Annotated in this window: 18 protein-coding genes; 10 read left to right on the forward strand and 8 right to left on the reverse strand. The window is 57.4% G+C overall.

Going from position 1 to position 18,720, the window contains the following annotated elements; genetic code table 11:
• The first annotated feature begins 48 nt into the window (after positions 1–48).
• Both J9777_RS01930 and J9777_RS01935 read left to right on the forward strand, forming a co-directional pair.
• The gene (locus J9777_RS01930) at positions 49–1,137 is read left to right on the forward strand and encodes a cysteine desulfurase family protein (RefSeq protein WP_209347108.1); all 1,089 of its coding nucleotides are present in this window, start codon (positions 49–51) and stop codon (positions 1,135–1,137) included.
• A complete protein-coding gene (locus tag J9777_RS01935) occupies positions 1,137–1,469 on the forward strand; it encodes a 2Fe-2S iron-sulfur cluster-binding protein (RefSeq protein WP_209347109.1) in 333 nt (110 codons plus the stop codon). The genes J9777_RS01930 and J9777_RS01935 overlap by 1 nt, the downstream gene beginning before the upstream one ends.
• 4 nt (positions 1,470–1,473) lie before the next feature.
• Here the strand turns inward: J9777_RS01935 and J9777_RS01940 are convergent, their stop codons facing one another.
• A complete protein-coding gene (locus J9777_RS01940; protein WP_209347110.1) occupies positions 1,474–2,472 on the reverse strand; it encodes a DUF4349 domain-containing protein in 999 nt (332 codons plus the stop codon).
• Between the two features lie 176 nt (positions 2,473–2,648).
• Between J9777_RS01940 and J9777_RS01945 the strand changes: the two genes are divergently transcribed.
• The 4 genes from J9777_RS01945 to parC all read left to right on the forward strand — a co-directional run bounded on the left by J9777_RS01945 (position 2,649) and on the right by parC (position 8,201).
• On the forward strand, positions 2,649–3,419 hold the full coding sequence (locus J9777_RS01945; protein ID WP_209347111.1) for an ion transporter: 771 nt from the start codon (positions 2,649–2,651) through the stop codon (positions 3,417–3,419).
• 63 nt (positions 3,420–3,482) lie between these two features.
• The gene (locus tag J9777_RS01950; protein ID WP_245228474.1) at positions 3,483–4,400 is read left to right on the forward strand and encodes a hypothetical protein; all 918 of its coding nucleotides are present in this window, start codon (positions 3,483–3,485) and stop codon (positions 4,398–4,400) included.
• Positions 4,401–4,558: 158 nt separating this feature from the next.
• Positions 4,559–5,674, forward strand: a complete 1,116-nt coding sequence (locus J9777_RS01955; RefSeq protein WP_209347112.1) for a hypothetical protein — start codon at positions 4,559–4,561, stop codon at positions 5,672–5,674.
• A gap of 217 nt (positions 5,675–5,891) precedes the next feature.
• Complete coding sequence (gene parC / locus J9777_RS01960; protein ID WP_209347113.1) at positions 5,892–8,201, forward strand: DNA topoisomerase IV subunit A; 2,310 nt, start codon at positions 5,892–5,894, stop codon at positions 8,199–8,201.
• 265 nt (positions 8,202–8,466) lie between these two features.
• Here the strand turns inward: parC and J9777_RS01965 are convergent, their stop codons facing one another.
• From J9777_RS01965 to J9777_RS01990, 6 genes are all read right to left on the reverse strand, one after another.
• Positions 8,467–10,068 carry a DEAD/DEAH box helicase gene (locus J9777_RS01965; protein WP_209347114.1) on the reverse strand — a complete coding sequence of 534 codons (1,602 nt, stop codon included), beginning with the start codon at positions 10,066–10,068 and terminating at the stop codon, positions 8,467–8,469.
• A gap of 244 nt (positions 10,069–10,312) precedes the next feature.
• Complete coding sequence (locus J9777_RS01970) at positions 10,313–11,506, reverse strand: CCA tRNA nucleotidyltransferase (RefSeq protein ID WP_209347115.1); 1,194 nt, start codon at positions 11,504–11,506, stop codon at positions 10,313–10,315.
• Positions 11,499–12,104, reverse strand: coding sequence for a CoA pyrophosphatase (locus J9777_RS01975; protein WP_209347116.1), 606 nt, complete (start codon positions 12,102–12,104; stop codon positions 11,499–11,501). The genes J9777_RS01970 and J9777_RS01975 overlap by 8 nt, the downstream gene beginning before the upstream one ends.
• Complete coding sequence (locus tag J9777_RS01980) at positions 12,101–12,664, reverse strand: DUF1285 domain-containing protein (protein ID WP_209347117.1); 564 nt, start codon at positions 12,662–12,664, stop codon at positions 12,101–12,103. The genes J9777_RS01975 and J9777_RS01980 overlap by 4 nt, the downstream gene beginning before the upstream one ends.
• A 27-nt stretch (positions 12,665–12,691) precedes the next feature.
• Complete coding sequence (locus tag J9777_RS01985) at positions 12,692–13,213, reverse strand: N-acetyltransferase (protein ID WP_209347118.1); 522 nt, start codon at positions 13,211–13,213, stop codon at positions 12,692–12,694.
• Between the two features lie 80 nt (positions 13,214–13,293).
• Positions 13,294–14,478 carry a PQQ-dependent sugar dehydrogenase gene (locus tag J9777_RS01990; RefSeq protein ID WP_348631910.1) on the reverse strand — a complete coding sequence of 395 codons (1,185 nt, stop codon included), beginning with the start codon at positions 14,476–14,478 and terminating at the stop codon, positions 13,294–13,296.
• Here J9777_RS01990 and J9777_RS01995 point away from each other — a divergent pair.
• Entirely contained in the window at positions 14,477–15,112 is a 636-nt protein-coding gene (locus tag J9777_RS01995; protein WP_209347119.1) for a ribonuclease HII, read from the forward strand. The genes J9777_RS01990 and J9777_RS01995 overlap by 2 nt on opposite strands.
• Before the next feature lie 11 nt (positions 15,113–15,123).
• Here J9777_RS01995 and J9777_RS02000 read toward each other — a convergent pair whose 3' ends face one another.
• Positions 15,124–16,023 carry a hydrogen peroxide-inducible genes activator gene (locus J9777_RS02000; protein WP_209347120.1) on the reverse strand — a complete coding sequence of 300 codons (900 nt, stop codon included), beginning with the start codon at positions 16,021–16,023 and terminating at the stop codon, positions 15,124–15,126.
• A 99-nt stretch (positions 16,024–16,122) separates the two neighbouring features.
• Here J9777_RS02000 and J9777_RS02005 point away from each other — a divergent pair, with 99 nt between their 5' ends.
• The 3 genes from J9777_RS02005 (at position 16,123) to J9777_RS02015 (ending at position 18,556) form a co-directional block, all read left to right on the forward strand.
• Positions 16,123–16,296, forward strand: coding sequence for a YdcH family protein (locus J9777_RS02005; protein WP_209347121.1), 174 nt, complete (start codon positions 16,123–16,125; stop codon positions 16,294–16,296).
• A gap of 158 nt (positions 16,297–16,454) precedes the next feature.
• Positions 16,455–17,642: a Na+/H+ antiporter NhaA gene (gene nhaA, locus J9777_RS02010; RefSeq protein WP_209347122.1), complete on the forward strand. Its 1,188-nt coding sequence runs from the start codon at positions 16,455–16,457 to the stop codon at positions 17,640–17,642.
• Entirely contained in the window at positions 17,639–18,556 is a 918-nt protein-coding gene (locus J9777_RS02015) for a calcium/sodium antiporter (protein ID WP_209347123.1), read from the forward strand. The genes nhaA and J9777_RS02015 overlap by 4 nt, the downstream gene beginning before the upstream one ends.
• Positions 18,557–18,720 lie beyond the last annotated feature (164 nt).

Below are 18,720 nucleotides of genomic sequence, written 5' to 3' on the forward strand. Positions count from 1 at the left end.
TCCGCGCTTTCGCCGGAATGACGAAGTTGGCATAGAGTGAATAGTGATATGATCTATTTCGACTACCAAGCGACAACTCCACTGGCTCCTGAAGCGCGCGATGCGATGTTTCGTTGGCTTGACGGGCCGGACGGGTCCGGCTTCGGCAATCCCAACAGTCCACACCGGATGGGGCGGCAGGCGGCTGCTGCGATTGAACTGGCGCGGGATCGGGTGGCGGCGTTGCTGCCGCCAGGCGGGAAGGTGATCTTCACGGGTGGCGCGACCGAGGCGCTTAATCTGGCCGTTCGCGGCACTAAGCGGAGCGATCGGGAAGATCGCGTCGCCGTTTCCACAATCGAGCATCTTGCGGTTGGCGACACGGTTCGCTCGCTTGATTGTCCGGTTGAGGACATTACGGTTGACCAAGAAGGCATTGCCGAACTGCCTGACCATTTCACCAAATCGACCCGTATGGTCGCGGTGATGCAAGTGAATAACGAGATCGGCACGATCCAACCCACCGTTGAGGTCGCCCGAAAGGCCAAGGATGCGGGCGCTTTGTTCCTGTGTGACGCCGTACAATCTGCCGGCAAAATGGAGGTTGCCAGCGCCGACTTAATCGCAGTTGCAGGGCACAAGATGCACGGTCCCAAAGGCGTCGGCGCGCTGTGGGTTCGCGATGGCGTCGAACTCGACACGGTGCAAACTGGTGGCGGTCAGGAGCAAGGCATTCGGGCGGGCACACTCAGCCCGGCTTTATGCGCTGGCTTCGGAGCCGCCGCACAAGTCGCCAAAGAACGGATGCAACGCGATGCGGAGCATGTTGCTGCGCTTTGGAACCGCGCCCGCGATATGTTTGACGGGTGGGAACTTAATGGCAGTGCGGAGGCGCGCTATTTCGGCAATCTCAACGTCCGGAAGGATGGCGTGGATGTTGCGCGGCTGATGTCCGATGCACGCGATGTATGTTTTTCTGCCGGTTCGGCCTGCGCCAGTGGATCGGGTAAACCGAGCCATGTCCTTGCCGCGCTAGGCCTTTCGAAGGAGCAAGCGAAAAGCTCCATCCGGCTGGGCTTTGGCCGATACACCACCATGCAAGATCTGGAAAAAGGCGTCGGAGCAATTCTCGCCGCTGCGAAAGAGCAAGGCGTCTGATGGTCACAGTCACGTTCATCAACGCCGATGGTGCGACCGCCCAATGCGAAGCCGAAGAGGGAACGTCGCTGCTAGAAGTGGGTCAGGCCGCGGGAATGCCGCTCGAAGGAACTTGCGAGGGACAGATGGCGTGCTCCACCTGCCATGTGATTGTGGCGAAAGACTGGTTCCACCGGCTTCCCGAAGCTAGCGAAGAAGAGGAAGACATGCTCGATCTGGCATTCGGCGTCGAACGGACCAGCCGCTTGTCCTGCCAGATCGATGTCACCTCGGATATCGATGGTCTATCGGTACGCATTCCGTCCGAAAGCCGCGATATGTCAGGCTCCTAGGGCCTCAATCCTCTGCCGGTTCTGCCTCGACGGCAAAGCCTTCGCCTTTGCTCCGCAGGCTGAGGCCAGCACGCCTCCAGATCCAGCGCAATGCGAAGAATAGCAGGCCGAGTGGGATCAAGACCGTGAGGCCTATGATAACTGCGGCAAGGATCGTGCCGAGGATTGACCCGATTGACGAAACTGCACTCGCAACCGGTCCGGTAAAGCTACCCGAGCTGCGCGAACCCGAATTGTAATTCACCGTAACTCTGCTGAAGGCTACGCGGCCCTTCATTTCAGTTAGCCAGCTGCGCGCTTGATCGATTTCTTCATTGACCTGCGCAACGCCGCGCTCGGCTTCGACCAGCTCAGCGACAGTGCCACTGCGATTGCGCAGAATTTCCATCAGCCGGTCGCGCAGCAACGTCCGTGCGCGCAGTCTTGCTTCGGTATCGACGATCTTTTTCGACAAATCTTCGCCGCCGATGGACAGCGAGATTTGCTCGCCATCCATAGCCTCGGCAGAACCTGCGAGCTCGCTACCGAACGCGCGGGCCTCGCCAGCGGCAACGGCCAATTGCAGCTGTCCGTAGCCATAGTCGCCCTCCGAGCCGGATTGCTCCATGGAAATGATCCGGCAGACGGTTGTGCCCTTCTTCTCGCACAGATCGGCATGGCGCTGTTGCAACGGAGCAATACCATCAGCGCTAATGCGGAAGCCGTAATCGTAAACATAGGCAATTTGCGGGATGTTGACCGGGATTGTGGTCTCAGGGACGCCTTCTTCAAACCCCTCGCTGGGATCGCTGCGCGCTATCGTCTCGTTAACTTCGGCCGCAGACGAGTCACCAGCGGAGGCCTCCCAGAAGCCGAATTGATTTTGGGGCGCTGCGCCTTCGACTGCCTCGCCGACTGCTTCGGCGGCTACTTCTTCTGTTTCATAGGCAGCTTGGTCGCTGGCTCCTGAACAACCGGACAGTACCAGTGCCGCTGCGAGAGTTGGTAGGATGGCGTAACGCATATCAAACCTCCATTGCCTTAATTTCGCCACAATTGTGACACGATTGAACTCAAGGTCAAGCCAATCAACCGAATTTCTTTGAGATACCGCCTTGAATCGCAGAGCGTAGGCGTTCAATTGCAGTCGACCTACTGCGACAAGATCTCGCAGACGAAATCCACTAGGTGGGGCATTTCATGCGCGAGACACTTCGCAAATTTATCGAGTCGAGCCGGTTCGAATGGACCATTACGGCGGTCATTGTCGCCAATGCCATTGTGTTGGGGTTCGAAACGGTGCCGTCGATCATGCGCGAATATGGCGGCGTGCTGCAGTGGCTCGACCAGATTGCGATTGTGATCTTCGTGATCGAAATATTGCTGAAGTTGTTCGTTTATCGCTTCAAATTCTTTGCGAATGGCTGGAATGTCTTCGACCTGATTATCGTTGGCGCGGCCTTGGTTCCTGCAAGCCAGCAATTCAGCGTACTCCGCGCGCTGCGTATCCTGCGCGCGTTGCGACTGATCTCGGTGGTCCCGAGCATGCGCAAAGTGATTGTCGGCCTGTTCAAAGCGATTCCCAGCATTGGCACGGTAATCGTCATGCTATTGCTGCTGTTTTACATCAGCGCGGTGATGGCAACGAAGCTGTTTGGTGAGGCATTTCCGGATTGGTTCGGCAACCTTGGACTCTCGCTCTATTCGCTGTTCCAGATTATGACGCTGGAAAGCTGGTCGATGGGGATCGTGCGTCCTGTGATGGAAGTTTACCCCTATGCTTGGGCGTTCTTCGTACCGTTCATCCTGCTCACCAGTTTCATTGTGCTCAACCTGTTCATCGGTGTCATCGTCAACGCAATGGCCGAGGCAACGGGCGAAGAGGCGCATGGCGAACGCGAGATGATTATCGCCGAACTCAAGGCGCTACGTGCGGATGTGGCGACTTTGGGAAGGAAGCGAGAGGGATAATTACAGCGAGTAGACCGCGCGGCAGGGCCTGCTAGGACTTTCCGTGACGGAGGAGAGAGAAACATGCAGATAAGCCGAATATTCCTTACGCTGTGCGCTAGCTTGGCACTGACCAGTGCGGTTTACGCGCAGGATGCGGAAGAGGATACGCCGCCACCGGCTTTCCCCGAGACCGAGATCTTTTTATTCGATTATGATGCAGGGGCTTCGGGCGATGCGCTGTTTGGTGGACAGAATGTTACCGAGCGCGCCGGCTATGACAACCAGCCCTACTTTACCAAAGACAACGCGACCTTCCTCTATTCGCGCGATGACGGCACGCAGACCGATATCTGGGAATATGATATCGCCAGCGGCACGCACACGCAGATCACGCGCACGCCCGAATCCGAATTCTCGCCGACACCTTCACCGGACAACACCACAATCTCAATGGTGTTCGAGCGCAATAATTCGATCTGGCATTTGGGCCGCAGCGCGCCTGAAGCTCCCAAATGGTCATTGGAAGCCGCCGGAGTCACTGAACCGGTTGGCTATTTCGCGCGCAATTACACGACCGGCGACATCCTCTACTGGTCGCGCTATGGCTTCAACGTCGCGCTGACCAGCGCCGACAAACCCGCCTATCACTTCATCAGCGGCCATGCTGTGCCAGCAACACCGCACGTCATCCCGGGCAGCGAAGAAATCAGCTTCGTCCACCGCCAGACCAATGAACAAGTCTGGATCAAGGCTTTTAACCCCAAGACCAAAGCTATCCGTCCGTTGACTCCGATAGTGGGCTCCAACGCCAACTACACCTGGACCCCGAACGGCGCGATCCTGCAGATCGAGGGGACCGAGGTGCACCGCTGGCGTGATGGTGCTGAGGGCTGGGAGGTGATTGCTGATCTCTCCGACCATGGCATCGCGTCCGCCAACCGTATCGCCGTCAGCCCCGACGGCAAACGGATTGCGGTGGTTGGGTTGCCGACGGGGTAGGGTTGGCCGCTTACGACCCAATTTCGGATGTTAGCGCCCATGATGTCTTTCTCCCAGGCAGGCAGAGTTTTCAACACCTCGGCATGACAAAAGCTAGGGGCAAACCGGTCGCAGCTAGGTACCAATCGTGCTAGCCCCCAAGTCAGGAGAATTGTCGAATGAACTTGGTCCGGACCGTCGCTGCGTTTTTCAAGACGTTTTCCGGAATCACCAGCTCCACGGAGGAGCTGGTGATTGGAACCGAGATTGCGCAAGCGAGACAAGCTCAGAAACTCCATGAGCGGGCTCAAATTGGCAAGGATTCCCCGCTGTCGGACCTTCGCTACTCGAACGCAGAATGCCGACTTTGGCGCTGGCTGAGTTCGCCCATCGACAGCTCGATAGAATCAATTGTAGCGATCTTCTCAGGGTCAGAAGAAGCAGATCGAACCTTGATGCGAGACAGTCTCTCCATGGACGATTTCTATACGCTTTTGACTTTCGCTCACCGGTGCGCTCTTTCGACTTTACGGAATGGCAATGCCAGCAGGATTGAGCGCGCATTTATGGCGTTAGCCATGATTGATCTAGAAAGGATCGATTGGCGCGATATTGTGGTTGCGAGCGGTCTGCTTGTTTACGCCGGCGAGAAGGCGGGAGCGCCTGTCCCAACCATCTTAAAGAGATCGATGCAACTTGCTGAGCCGAAGACTGCCCAAGCCCTGCTGCAGCGGCGAACCGCAAGTATCAATCTCGCTACAGAATGTGGCTATCAGGAAGTAACCACACCTGAAGGCGTGGCTCTGTTCCATTCCAGATATGAAAACTTTTCGCCGGCGGCAGACCTTATTCGACTCGCGTTCAAATGTGCCGTCGCGTTGGAGAGTAATGGATACGAGATCAGTGATTTAGAGGTCGCCACCGATCTGCCCAAGGTGTGGCTGGGCAGCCCTGAAGACGTAGTAATTGGGAAGCTCTCGGGCTGTGTCAGCATTCATGGTACACTGGCCTTTGATCCGGCTCCGGATTCATCGGGACAATCGATTCTTGTTTTCGTGGCGGAAGCGGCCAGCGAAAGTGACGCGGCTGAGCTTGCGGATGCAGTCAAAAATGCTGCTGCGTCGTGGCATACCAAGATCGGAATTGCAGTCCACGGGCTCTGCGCAGTGATTATCCAGAGGTCCGTCTTAGCCGATACACCGGCGCTCGAAGATGCGCGTTCACTGGAACGTCTACGGAACGTCTTCGAGCGTCTGCTTGACCAATCACAAACAAGCCTCACGCTGGACAGATGACCGCTGTCAGCATTTGCGATTCTCGTGATTTTTTGTCAGGATTCTGGCTGTAAGCAGGTGTCTGATCCCCAGCAATCGAATGTCCACCTTCGCACCTCAGTTTCCATGAGTTGCCATTCCGCTTCCCACCTCACAATCGGACATAATCGCTGAGACTGGGCATTTCCCTGTGGAAATGCCTCTCCCTCTCGTTGAGGCGCCTTGCTAGAGAGCGGCCATGGCCGCGAGTGATACTAAAAATTCCGATTCTGATCCCTTCGACGCGATTGTCGATGCACCGTTCGATTCTGCGTTGTCGGAACGGTATTTGGTCTATGCCTTGTCGACGATTACCGCGCGCTCGCTGCCCGATCTGCGCGATGGGTTGAAGCCGGTTCACCGGCGCCTGTTGTGGACGATGCGGCAACTCAAGCTGGACCCGTCCAACACCTTCAAAAAGTCCGCCCGCGTCGTTGGTGAGGTTATCGGTAAATTTCACCCGCATGGCGATACGGCGGCTTACGATGCGATGGTTCGGCTCGCGCAGGACTTCTCGCTGCGTTATCCGCTGGTCGAGGGGCAGGGTAATTTCGGCAATATCGATGGCGATAATGCTGCGGCCTATCGTTACACCGAAGCGCGTCTGACCAAGACCGCGATGCATCTGATGCAGGGGCTGGACGAGGGCACTGTCGACTTCATCCCGACCTATAATGGCGAGGAAGAAGAACCCGAGCTGATGCCGGGCCTGTTTCCTAACCTACTCGCCAATGGCACAAGCGGGATTGCAGTGGGCATGGCGACCAATGTGCCGAGTCACAATGTCGCTGAGATTATCGATGCGACGCTGGAACTGATCGACAATCCGCATGTCGAGCATGAGCGGCTGATGGAGTTGTTCCACGGGCCTGATCTTCCGACCGGCGGCCTTATTGTCGATAGCCCGCAGATCATCTCCAAAGCTTACGAAACCGGGCGTGGGTCCTTCCGTATTCGCGGGCGCTTCCATGCGGAGGAAGCTGAGAAGGCAGAAGACAAAGACGCGGGTATCGAGCGGCTCGGCGGCGGGCAATATCAGCTCGTGATCAGCGAGATCCCGTATCAGGTGCAAAAGGGCAAACTGATCGAGCAGATCGCGCAGCTGATCGCCGACAAGAAGCTGCCCATTCTCGAAGATGTCCGCGATGAAAGCGACGAGAATATCCGACTGGTGCTGGTTCCGAAGAACCGCAATGTCGATCCCGAATTGCTCAAGGAATCGCTGTATAAGCTAACCGATCTGGAAACGCGTTTCGGCCTGAATCTCAATGTGCTTGATGCCACGCGTACCCCACTGGTGATGGGTCTGAAGGAACTTCTCCAGAACTGGACAACTGCGCAGATCGAAATCCTGCGCCGCCGCACGCAGCACCGTTTGGACAAGATTGCTTCGCGGCTGGAACTGCTCGAAGGCTATATCATCGCCTTCCTCAATCTCGACCGTGTGATCGAGATTATCCGGACAGAGGATGAGCCGAAACCGGTGATGATTAAGGAGTTCGGCCTCAACGACCGCCAGGTTGAAGCTATCCTCAATATGCGCCTCCGCAGCTTGCGTAAGCTGGAAGAAATGCAGCTGCGCGATGAGAAAGACGCGTTGCTTATGGAGCAGGACGAGCTTGAGAAACTGCTCGGTTCACCCGCGCGCCAGCGTACGCGCCTGAAGCGCGATCTCGGGGCGTTGCGCAAGGAATATAGCGAAGACACCGATATTGGCCGCCGCCGGACGACCATCGCCGAAGCTGCTCCGACTGTCGAATTCAGCATGGATGCGATGATCGAGAAGGAACCGATCACGGTCGTGCTGTCGCAAAAGGGCTGGGTACGCGGCGCGAAGGGTCATGTCGATCTGGATACTGACGATCGCAAGGGCGACTTCAAATATAAAGAAGGCGATGCAGCAGCCTATGCAATTCATGCGCAGACGACCGACAAGCTGCTGATCGCGGTGGACAATGGCCGGTTCTTCACGCTCGGTTGTGACAAATTGCCCGGTGCGCGCGGCTTTGGTGAGCCGATCCGCAATACACTCGACATCGATGCCGAGACGCAGATTGTCGGTATCGTCGTTTACAAACCGAAGGGGCAACTGCTGCTCGCGGCATCGAACGGCAAAGGCTTCGCTGCCGAAATGGACGAGATGCTAGCCGAGACCAAAAAGGGCCGGCAAGTCGTCAATCTGAAAGGCGATGCTAAATTCGCGGTGATGCGCGAGATTGCCAAAGAGCATGACCATATTGCCGTGGTTGGCGATAACCGGAAACTGGTTGTGTTTAGTCTTGAAGAATTGCCGATCCTGGGGCGCGGGCAGGGCGTGATGCTGCAGCGGTACCGCGATGGCGGCCTGTCCGATGCAACGACGTTCACACTGGAGGATGGCCTCAGCTGGGCGATGGGCGGCAAGGGCGACCGGACCCGTACTGAAGCCGAGATATGGCAATGGAAGGTCGCACGCGGTGCGGCTGGCCGATTGCCGCCGCAGGGTTTCCCCCGAGATAACAGCTTCTGACAATAGGTTCTAAAAACGAAAAAGAGGGCCAAGTGCGATTGCTCGCTCCTGACCCTCTTCCGCGACCCGAAGGTCTCTGAAGCCGCGTGATGGCACGGCCGCAGAAGCACTTCAGGCATTCGGGAACCGCGCCACCACCTTAAGAGGGAGGAAGCGGCAGCGGGCGGTTCCGATACGGGGATTTCCTGATTGACCCTTACGTTAAGGGAAGCATTATTAAGCTAAGCTGAAGCAATAATAATTCAGCCTGCTATTCATCTATGTCTTACGACTGACGACGTCGTTGAGGGCGATTGCCACCACCTTGGCCACCTTTCGATGGACCTTTGCGGTGCCGCGGTTTCCCGCCTCCGGCTTGGCCTGCGCCTTGTCCGCCGCGATCATCGCGGCGTTTGGCGTTCACCACAGGCTTGGTAACCGGCCCCTTCTTGTGACTGATGGTCTTTGCACGGCCATAAGTCGGTTCGTCGCGTGTTTCACTGCCACGATTGCGCTGATCGCGATCTTCGCGGCTGCGATAATTGCCCTGGTCGGGACTGCGACCTTCGGCATCGCGCCAATTGCGGTCGCGCGGTTGCTGAGGCTTCTTATTCTTTGGCTTGTTCTGGGGCTTGCCGCGACCACCGCCGCCACCTTTGCGAAAGCGAGCATTGCGGTCGTCGGGATTGCGTTCTGCACCAGAGCCTTTGCGTGCCGGAGCAGGCAATCCCTTGGCCTGGGCGATAAAGTCTTCGGGGATCGGAGCCGGAGTGAGTTTTACACCCGTCAGCCGCTCGATATCGCGAATATAGGGCCGCTCGTCAGGTGCGACATAGCTTACTGCTAGCCCGCTGCGACCGGCGCGTGCTGTCCGGCCAATACGGTGGACATATTGCTCCGCCACGTTGGGAATTTCGAAGTTGAACACTGCGCTAACGCCGGGGACATCGATCCCGCGCGCGGCAATATCGGTCGCGACCAGAACGGGCACACTACCACGACGGAACCCGTCGAGCGCGCGGGTCCGCTGTGCCTGTGACTTGTTGCCGTGGATTGCGCCGGCATTGATACCAGCGGCGACCAAATGGCGCACAACACGGTCTGCGCCATGCTTTGTGCGGGTGAACACTAACGCGGTTTCAATATCGCCATTCTCGATACCTTTGCGCAGGCTGATGGTTAGCAGCGCCTGCTTTTCTTTCTGGTCGATATAGGTGCTGAACTGGTCAACACGCTCAGCCGTGGTCGATTGCGGGGCAACTTCGACACGGACAGGGTTGTTGATGAAGCGCTTGCCAAGCTCGACAATGCTCTTTGGCATGGTTGCGGAGAAGAACAGGCTCTGACGCTGCTTGGGCAGCATGTTGGCAATGCGGATGAGCGGCTTGATAAAGCCGAGATCCATCATCTGATCAGCCTCGTCGAGAACGAAGATCTCGACATTGCTGAGTGACAGCGCGCGTTGCTCGCACAAATCGATCAGACGGCCCGGTGTCGCAACGAGGACGTCGCAGCCAGGAACCAGCTTGCGTGCTTGTTGGCGCACTGGAAGGCCGCCGAAAACACATTGCACACTCAGATCGAGGAAGCGCGAATAGTCGCGCATATTGTCAGCGATCTGCGCTGCAAGTTCGCGCGTGGGCGAAAGGATCAGCATCCGGCATGAAGCCGGTTTCCGCGCTTGCGGATTTTGCGCGAGGCGGTGAAGCGACGGCAGCGAGAACGCGGCGGTTTTGCCGGTACCCGTTTGTGCAACACCGATCAGATCGCGGCCATCAAGCAGAGCAGGAATCGAATCCCGTTGGATAGGGGTGGGTTCGGTATAGCCCTTCGTGTTCAATGCACGGAGGATAGGCTCAGCCAGGCCGAGTTTTTCAAAATAAGACATAATAACTTTCAAATGTGCGCCAGACGGACTCCCAAAAACATCGAGAATCCGCGCGCAAGTAGGTCCTTACGGCGACCCAAGCGTGAAAAGGGAAGCATGCGATTAACGCAAATTCCGTGCATTGGTTGAGGGACTAAGCCCTTGCTTTGAAGGGGAAGTTCACGCTCACAACCAATTTCGCAGACGATTTCTGCGCCGGACGTTGAGGGGGATGTAGGAGCGCAAAGCTAAATAAGCAATGAAATTACGTCTCAGACGCGTTTCGTTGCGCTAATTCTTCATCCAGTATCGCCTCCACACGGGCACGATCTGGAAACTGCTCTTCCACCCAGCGATCTTCGACTGCGTAACGGATGCGAGCGATTTTCGGCCCTGCTTCGATTCCCCGAGCGACTATCTCTCCGCCTTTGAGCGGGAACTCGGGGATTTCCCAACCAGACAATTTGTTGAGCGAACCGCCGGCCAACAACACACGGTCGACTGCGCACTCGCGCCCCTTCCGGTACGCTAAGGCGCGCGAAGCATATTGGTCCTGCGGCTTCCGCGCCGCAACGCAGGAAAGGCGTTCGCGCTGTGCCCGCGAGAGTCGGAGCCGTGATGCAACAGTTTCGGCGACCGGTGACAATGCTGGCAGCAGCGCAGCAAGACGGCGGAGCGGATCGGCTGCGACATTTTGTGCATTCTCCGCAGAAATCAAGGCGTCCAGACACTCAAGTTCATGCTTGCCTGTCTCGGGCAGGATGACCGGCAAGATGCCGTGCTTGTGCATTCGTGTGACGGTCGCGTGCGGCTCTGGCAGGGCCAGTAAAGACAGCAGTTCTTTGGCCACACGCTCGCGGCTCAACTCCTTCAGGGTTTCGGCCAGTTCAGCGCAGGCTTCCTCTGCCTCCCGATCCAAATCCGCACCAAATCGCGCCTGGAAGCGGAAATAGCGGAGGATACGTAGGTGGTCCTCCCGAATTCTTTCACGCGCATCGCCGATAAAGCGAATTCGGCGGTCACTTAGGTCCTCCATCCCGCCGAAAAAGTCGGAGATTACCCGAGTCTCCGGATGCGCGTATAACGCGTTGATTGTGAAGTCTCGTCTGGCGGCATCGTCGCGCCACTCGCTTGCAAAGGCGACTGTCGCGCGGCGGCCGTCAGTCGAGACATCCTTTCTGAGCGTTGTGATCTCAACATGTCCGCCGGGCAGAACTGCCGTGATAGTACCGTGATCGATTCCGGTTGGCACAGAGCTTATTCCCGCTGCCTTCAGGCGATCAATAACCAAGTCTGGCGTGAGCGGTGTCGCTGCGTCAATATCCTCGACGGACGATCCGAGCAGGGTATCGCGAACTGCACCGCCAACCCAGCGGATATTGTCCGCGCCGAGCGTGGCGACAAGCTGCGCGAGGTCTTCGCGTTTGGTCCATTCCGCTGCTGGCAGGAGGTCAGCCATGGAGCAATTCCTCCACCGCGATACGGCGTGAAAGATTGGCGATGATCGCCGCAGTTACGCCCCAAATTCTGAAACCTTGCCAGTCCATTTCCAGATAATGCCGCATTTCGCCACGCCAGAACACCTCGTTCTCAGTCCAATTCGACAGATTAAACACCTGCTCGACGGGAACCTCGAACCACGCCTCGACTTCGCGAGGGTGCGGGACAAGGGGCAGATCGGCAGGAACCACACCCAAAACAGGCGTAATGTCGAAGCCGGTGCCGGTTTGATATCTGTCGGTTGTGCCGATCAGGCGGACATGTTTGCGGTCGAGCGCCAGTTCTTCCTCAGCCTCGCGCAAGGCAGCCTCGACAGCGGTTTCGCCCCCATCCACTTTGCCCCCGGGGAAAGCGACTTGCCCCGGATGATCGCGCATTGTCGTTGGTCGCTGGGTCAGGATCAGACCCGGCTCTGGCCGATCTGTAACAGCGATCAGCACGGCGGCGTCCGCGGTGCGCTCCGCGACGGCGAACCGCTCATCGCTGATAAGATCGGGTATATCCTCTTGGTGGCCACGTTCGAACAGGTCGGACAGCCGGTCGAACAACGCGCTCATGGGCGATCTATTTGGTTTGGCAGCAATGAGAATTGCGCGCCTTGGCTCTCGACCGTCCAGTCGTCACCCGATGCCAGCGCGATATCTGCGAGCTGTTGATAGGTGCTGCGGTTGAGCTTTGCCTCGCATCCGCGACGGACCAACAAATAAAGCGACGGCGTGTCTGTGTCGCCGCGAGCGATTAGCGGATTATCCGGTCCAGCCACGACCAGCTCATCGGTGTTCAAGCGAAAGCCCAATCCGCCATCGCGTTCGGCAACATCGATGGCAATGAAGGCTGCGTCATCGACTTCGATCGAGAGTTTCTGGAATGGCGTGACCAGCCAATAGGTGCCCGATTCATCGCGCATTAGCAGACTGGCAAAGGCACGGACCATTGCGGGACGTGTGATTTCACCGCCATTGTGAAACCACGTTCCGTCGGCGGCGATCCGCATCATGCTGTCGCCGCTATTTTGCGGATCCCACTGTTCGACCGGCGGCAGTTTACGCTGCGCCACCTGCTCGGCGATTTGTACAAGCGAGAGGTCAGCCAGTTCTGGAGGAGGTGTGTAAGGCATTGCTGCGGCAGCGATGCCAGACTTGGACTATTCCTTCAACGCCGACGGCCATGGGCCAAGCATTCCTTCTTCCGGAAGGATCGCGGCATTGTCGCAGCGCACCAACAAGCGGTCGCGGTCAAACGGGCCAGGGCAGTGCCAATTTTGCGTTGCTTCGGAGGCAAATCCGAAAAAGCGGCCATAATAGTCAGGATCGCCGATCATCACTTGCGGTAGGGCCGCACCCGCGTCGATTGCGCCAAGGGCTGCCAGCATGAGCGCCTTGCCATAGCCCTCGCTTTGCTTCTCGGGCAGCACCGCCACGGGGCCGACCATAATCAACGGGTGATTGCGGCCATCGGGATCGGTCAGAGCCACTGGCCACAATTGGATTGTGCCTGCGAGATACTCGTCATCATCGAGCGCGGCAAAGCTCAACGCTTCCAACCATTCCACGCCCTCACGAATGCGATAGGCTGTGCGCGCCTGACGGCCTTCGCCGAAAGCACGATCAAGCAATTGCTCGACCAGATCGGCATCGACATTGGCGAGAGGAATAATTGTAGGCATTGCGGGCGAGCCGATAGGGCGCGCCAGCAAGGCTGTCGATCAATTTCCGCTATTGCGGGACGTGGTTCAGCTAGTGGAGGTCAGTTCGCCGGTGTTAGGCGCAGCAAGCGCCCGTCTTCACCGTCTTCGATGACCCATAGTGCGCCATCGGGTGCTTCCAGCACACCACGCAGACGCGCATCGAAATCGTATCGTGCCGCTTCGGTTGCGCCTTCACCGTCGATTTTTACGTGAACCAAGGCGTTGCTGGACAGACCCGCGATCAGTGCTGTGCCTTTCCAATCCGCAAACATATCGCCGCTGAGGAAAGTCATGCCTCCCGGTGCAATAACCGGGGTCCATGTGATTGCCGATTGCGCGAGGTCCGGACGTGTATCGTTATCGGGGATCGGGTCGTTATTATAATGTACGCCGTCCGAAACGACCGGCCAGCCATAATTGGCACCCGCTTTGACGAGATTGAATTCATCGCCGCCTTTCGGGCCATGCTCGACATCCCACAGCCGGCCTTCCGCATCGAAATCCATGCCGAGGATATTGCGGTGGCCGTAGGACCAGATTTCTGCAGTTGCGCCGCCTTTATCGGCCATCGGATTGCCTGTTGCAGGCGTGCCATCGAGATTGAGGCGTACGATTGTGCCGATATTGTTGGTATTGTCTTGCGCGGGCGCCATTTCCTGACGATCGCTCGAAGAAACAAACAAATGCTCGCCGTCAGGAGAAAAACGGATACGATGCCCATAATGCCCGCGACGGCTCGTTTTTGGTCCCTGACGCCAGATGACAGTCAAATCGTTGATCGCACAGCTTTCCGCAGTATCGCATGATAAGGTCCCGCGACCCACAACCGCGCCGCGGGTGTCGCCATCACCGGCTTCTGCCCAGCTAAGATAGATCATCTTGCTGGTTTCATAATCGGGCGCAAAGGCAACATCGCCGAACCCGCCTTGACCTCCATAATCGACTTCGGGTTCGCCGGTCACGGAACCGATAGTACCAGTCGCAGGGTCGAAGAATTTCAGAGCGCCCGATTTCTCGGTGACGAAGACCTTACCGCTGCCCGGTTCAATCGCCGCCGCCCATGGTTCATTATACTCGCCATGCGTTGTGACCGTGAACGGTCCCACTGTTTCTGCTTCCGCTGTCGCGACAACAGCTTGCGTTTGCTCTGCGCTGTCCACCGATGCGGCGGCGCCGCAGCTTGTGAGAGTTAGCGCGAGAGGCGATAGCGAAAGGGCGATAAGGGATTTTTTTGAGATCATCATGTTAGCTGCAACTCCCGAAAACGGATTTGGTGCCAAGGGCTACGAAATTGGCGTTGATGAGGCGGGAAGGGGCCCGCTGGCCGGACCCGTTGTGGCGGGAGCAGTCGTGCTTTGCAAGCCGCATCCTGTTGGTCTTGATGACTCTAAGAAACTGACCGCGAAGAAGCGCGCGGCATTGGATCTTGTCGTCCGGGAGCGCTGTGCTTGGGCAGTGGGCGTGGTCGATGTTGATCAGATCGACGCGCTCAATATTCTTGGGGCGACCATGCTAGCAATGACGCAGGCTGTAGGGCGGCTGACACAGTTATTGGGCAGCACACCCGATGCGATCTTGATCGATGGCAATCTGTCGCCCTCGGGGCGCTGCGACGATTGGCGGACCGATGTGTGGGGGAAGGGGAGGCCTATCATCGGCGGCGATGCGCTTGAGCCAGCGATCTCTGCCGCTTCGATTGTCGCCAAGGAATGGCGTGACCGAGTGATGTGCGCAGCCGCCGAAGAATATCCGCATTATGGCTGGGAACGGAACAAGGGTTACGGGACCAAGGATCACATGGCAGCTCTGCACGAACACGGACCAACTCCGTTGCATCGCCGCAGTGTTGCGCCAGTCGCGCAGCTTACTCTTATCTAACCCGCCCCTATTTAGGCGAGTATCTCGCGTGCTTCGGCGGCGACGACGTCTGCGATGGCCGCATAGCTATCGGCAAAGGCTGCACCTTCACGCCAGATAGCGGCGATCGAGCGTTGCTGTGACCAACCCTCGATCTCGAATCTGCCGACCATGTCTTCGCCGCCTGTCTCGGAGCGCAAGTACAGTTCGGGCAGTATTGCTAAACCGAGGCCAGATCCGGCCATTTGCCGCAAGCTATCGAGGCTGGTGCCTTCGTAATCGCGGAGCAATTCGGCTCCCATCTCTGCGCAAATCGCCTCTGCTTGCTGGTGCGAGGGGTGCCGCCGGTCCAGACTAAGCACTGGCTGTCCGGCAAAGTCGGCGGTCGTGAGGGAGGGGTTCTTGAACAATGGGTTGTCCGGAGCCCCGACCAGATGGAGCGGCTCACGAAACAGTGGCTCACTATGCAATTCGGATCCGATCACCGGCATCGGTGCGAGCATCATATCTAGCCGGCCGTTACGCAATTCGGTGAACTGGTCGGCTGGAATGCCCTCGCGGATATAGAGTTTCAAATCGGGAAAGTCTTTGTGCAGGCGGACCACGGCGTGCGGCATCAGATAAGGCCCGATCGTCGGCGAGACCCCCAGCCGGATTGTCCCCGCCATGCCATCCTGCCCGCGATCGGCAATCGCGCGGATCTCTTCCATATCGCGCATCACCTTGCGCGCGCGGCTTGCTATCTCGCGGCCTATTGGCGTCAGGCGCACGGGTCTGCCGCGCTCCACAAGCTTGGTGCCGAGGCGCAGCTCCAGCTCCTTTAGTTGCTGGCTGAGAGTGGGCTGGGTGACGTGCACGCTATCGGCGGCGCGTCCGAAATGTTCGGTGTCCTCGATAGCGACCAGATATTGCAATTGACGTAGTGTTGGCATGATAGATAAAATCTATCAAAAATAACTAATACATACAATTGGAATTATCGAGCGTCCGCTGCAATATAGTGTCCAACAGGGCAGCAAAAGGAGATTTCAATGAAGAATTATCTCAAGAAATTGCGCCAGAGACATCGCCGGATCGATCGCTTGATCGATACCAGCAAGTCATATGGCAAGCAGGACGAAGTGAAAGTCCTCAAGCGTATCCGCTTGCAGCTTAAAGATCGAATTGCCGAGGTGCAGGCAGGCAGACGGCCTGTTCCGCAATAAATCGGTAAGGGCGACGTCCGGCTCCCTCATCCCCTCCTCCCGAGGAACCAGGCGTCGCCCCAAACATTACAGAGACCTAGCAGCGGCGCTGGCGGTATATTCCGCGGCGCCGTTTGCTATAGAGGCCTGCAAAGGGCTTGCTTAAGGGGCAAAGAATTATGGTCGTTCAGAACGCGGTTGAGACAACCGGCAAATATTTGCGGGACTTTTTGAAAGCGGAAAGCGCCGGTGGCATCGTCTTGATGGTCGCGGCGTTTTTGGCATTGGTGGTTGCCAATAGCAGCCTGTCCGATTGGTATCTGAGCACGCTGGCCACGCCGGTCGTGTTTACAGTTGGCGGAACTGGTATCGAAAAATCCGCATTGCTGTGGATCAATGACGGCCTGATGGCGCTGTTCTTTTTCCTCGTTGGATTGGAAGTGAAACGCGAAGTTTTGACCGGCCAGCTATCGAGCTGGAAGCAAGCCTCTCTCCCCTTGTTCGCCGCGATTGGCGGAATGGCCATTCCCGCGCTCGTTTTCCTAGGCATCAACTGGAATGAGCCCGAGAATTTGGCAGGCTGGGCGATCCCGGCTGCTACTGACATTGCGTTTGCGTTGGGTATTCTGGCGCTGCTCGGCAGCCGCGTTCCGGTTGCATTGAAGGCGCTGCTCCTCGCAATTGCCGTTATCGATGACATCGGTGCGATTGCGATTATTGCACTGTTCTATACGCCGGGTGTGCAGACCGACATGCTCTTGTCAGCTGCAGTGGTATTTGTAGCGCTGCTGCTTATCGGACGTGCGCGTATCGGGTCGCGAATCCCTTATGTCATACTCGGTGTGATCCTGTGGTATTTCGTTCTGAAATCGGGCGTCCACGCCACGCTGGCAGGCGTCGCCCTGGCCATGACCATTCCGCTGACCGATCGCAATGGCGAGAAAGTGCTCGAGCATATGGAGCATGGTCTGCACCCGTGGGTCGCGTTTCTTGTCGTCCCGATCTTCGCCTTTGCTAACGCTGGCGTTGGGTTGCTCGACATCGAAATGTCGGCCCTCTTGGCACCGCTACCGCTGGGCATCGCTTTGGGTCTTATCGTCGGTAAGCAAGTTGGCATCGTTGGCTTCGCATGGATTGCGGAAAAGACCGGCATTGCCAGTCTGCCCGAAGGTATCAGCTGGATGCAGATCTGGGGTCTGTCATTGATCGCCGGTATCGGTTTCACCATGAGCCTGTTCATCGGTAACCTTGCCTTCGCATCGCCGGAGCAGATTGCCGCTGTGAAGCTGGGTGTCCTGAGCGGATCGCTGGTCGCTGCACTGGGCGGGGTGTTCATTCTCCGCGCAGCGAGTAAACCTGCTGCATGACAACAGCGGCACTGCTGGTCCTTGCGGGCCTGATCGGACTTGGATTTGGCGGCGAATGGCTGGTGCGCGGTTCCGTGGGGATTGCGCAGCGGATGGGCATATCCAATCTCGTTACGGGATTGGTGATTGTTGGCGCCGCCACCTCCATGCCGGAAATGGTTGCCAGCATTCAGGCGGCCATGATCGGTTCGCCGGGAATTGCCTGGGGTAATATCGCCGGATCGAATATCTCCAACACGCTGCTTATCCTTGGTGCTGCAGCATTGGTGGCACCGATTGTTCTGACCGGGGCAGGGCGGCGCGACGCGGTGGTGGCTTTGGCGGCATCGGTGCTGATCTGGGTGCTTGCATGGCAGGGTATTGCATCACCGCTGCTTGGCTTGGGCCTACTGGTTCTGCTCGTGATCTATATTGTATGGCGTTACCGCCACCCGCGTCCTGATGACGAGGAAGAGGATGAAGAGCCGCCCATTCTATGGAAGGCGATCCTGTTCTTTATCCTTGGCGTGGTCACGTTGATTATCGGCGGCAAATTGCTGGTCGATGGTGCAGTCGATATCGCGCGTTTTGCGGGTCTGAGTGAAACCGTGATCGGTTTAACGGTAGTTGCCATCGGTACATCGCTGCCCGAACTTGCGGCATCTGTCGCTGCGGCTTTGCGCGGCAAATCGGGTCTCGCGCTGGGTAATGTCGTCGGATCAAACATCTACAATCTGCTGCTGATCGGCGGCGTTACGATGACTATCGCACCGTTCCCGATTCCGCCTGAATTGGTTGATGTAGAGTTGCCGCTCGTGATTGGCTCAGCGCTGATGTTGCTGTTGCTCTGCTGGTTCGCAAACCGGATCAATCGCTTGCTCGGCGGCGCGCTCTTGCTTGGCTTCGCGGCATTCAACGTGATGCTGCTCACGTAAATCACCACTTAAATCAGCAAGAGAGTCTTTCGCGCAACACCCCACCATATCGAGTCTGTAATTCTAAGCAGACTCAATATGTTGTGGGGGACTCTTTTCGTTCTCTCTTGGTTCCGGCATGGTTAGCGGTCTGTTAACCATGTTCTGCGAAAACTCTTTCCTTG

The organism is Pontixanthobacter sp. CEM42, assembly GCF_017812015.1.
Classification (GTDB): domain Bacteria; phylum Pseudomonadota; class Alphaproteobacteria; order Sphingomonadales; family Sphingomonadaceae; genus Pontixanthobacter.

Bases quoted from the DNA above. Each gene is read 5' to 3' on its own strand.
- J9777_RS01935 (WP_209347109.1), top strand. From the start codon at position 1,137: ATGGTCACAGTCACGTTCATCAACGCCGATGGTGCGACCGCCCAATGC.
- parC (WP_209347113.1), top strand. From the start codon at position 5,892: ATGGCCGCGAGTGATACTAAAAATTCCGATTCTGATCCCTTCGACGCG.
- J9777_RS01995 (WP_209347119.1), top strand. From the start codon at position 14,477: ATGTTAGCTGCAACTCCCGAAAACGGATTTGGTGCCAAGGGCTACGAA.
- J9777_RS01950 (WP_245228474.1), top strand. From the start codon at position 3,483: ATGCAGATAAGCCGAATATTCCTTACGCTGTGCGCTAGCTTGGCACTG.
- J9777_RS01985 (WP_209347118.1), bottom strand. From the start codon at position 13,213: ATGCCTACAATTATTCCTCTCGCCAATGTCGATGCCGATCTGGTCGAG.
- J9777_RS01975 (WP_209347116.1), bottom strand. From the start codon at position 12,104: ATGAGCGCGTTGTTCGACCGGCTGTCCGACCTGTTCGAACGTGGCCAC.
- J9777_RS01965 (WP_209347114.1), bottom strand. From the start codon at position 10,068: ATGTCTTATTTTGAAAAACTCGGCCTGGCTGAGCCTATCCTCCGTGCA.
- J9777_RS01930 (WP_209347108.1), top strand. From the start codon at position 49: ATGATCTATTTCGACTACCAAGCGACAACTCCACTGGCTCCTGAAGCG.
- J9777_RS02005 (WP_209347121.1), top strand. From the start codon at position 16,123: ATGAAGAATTATCTCAAGAAATTGCGCCAGAGACATCGCCGGATCGAT.
- nhaA (WP_209347122.1), top strand. From the start codon at position 16,455: ATGGTCGTTCAGAACGCGGTTGAGACAACCGGCAAATATTTGCGGGAC.
- J9777_RS01945 (WP_209347111.1), top strand. From the start codon at position 2,649: ATGCGCGAGACACTTCGCAAATTTATCGAGTCGAGCCGGTTCGAATGG.
- J9777_RS02015 (WP_209347123.1), top strand. From the start codon at position 17,639: ATGACAACAGCGGCACTGCTGGTCCTTGCGGGCCTGATCGGACTTGGA.
- J9777_RS01990 (WP_348631910.1), bottom strand. From the start codon at position 14,478: ATGATGATCTCAAAAAAATCCCTTATCGCCCTTTCGCTATCGCCTCTC.
- J9777_RS01955 (WP_209347112.1), top strand. From the start codon at position 4,559: ATGAACTTGGTCCGGACCGTCGCTGCGTTTTTCAAGACGTTTTCCGGA.
- J9777_RS02000 (WP_209347120.1), bottom strand. From the start codon at position 16,023: ATGCCAACACTACGTCAATTGCAATATCTGGTCGCTATCGAGGACACC.
- J9777_RS01980 (WP_209347117.1), bottom strand. From the start codon at position 12,664: ATGCCTTACACACCTCCTCCAGAACTGGCTGACCTCTCGCTTGTACAA.
- J9777_RS01940 (WP_209347110.1), bottom strand. From the start codon at position 2,472: ATGCGTTACGCCATCCTACCAACTCTCGCAGCGGCACTGGTACTGTCC.
- J9777_RS01970 (WP_209347115.1), bottom strand. From the start codon at position 11,506: ATGGCTGACCTCCTGCCAGCAGCGGAATGGACCAAACGCGAAGACCTC.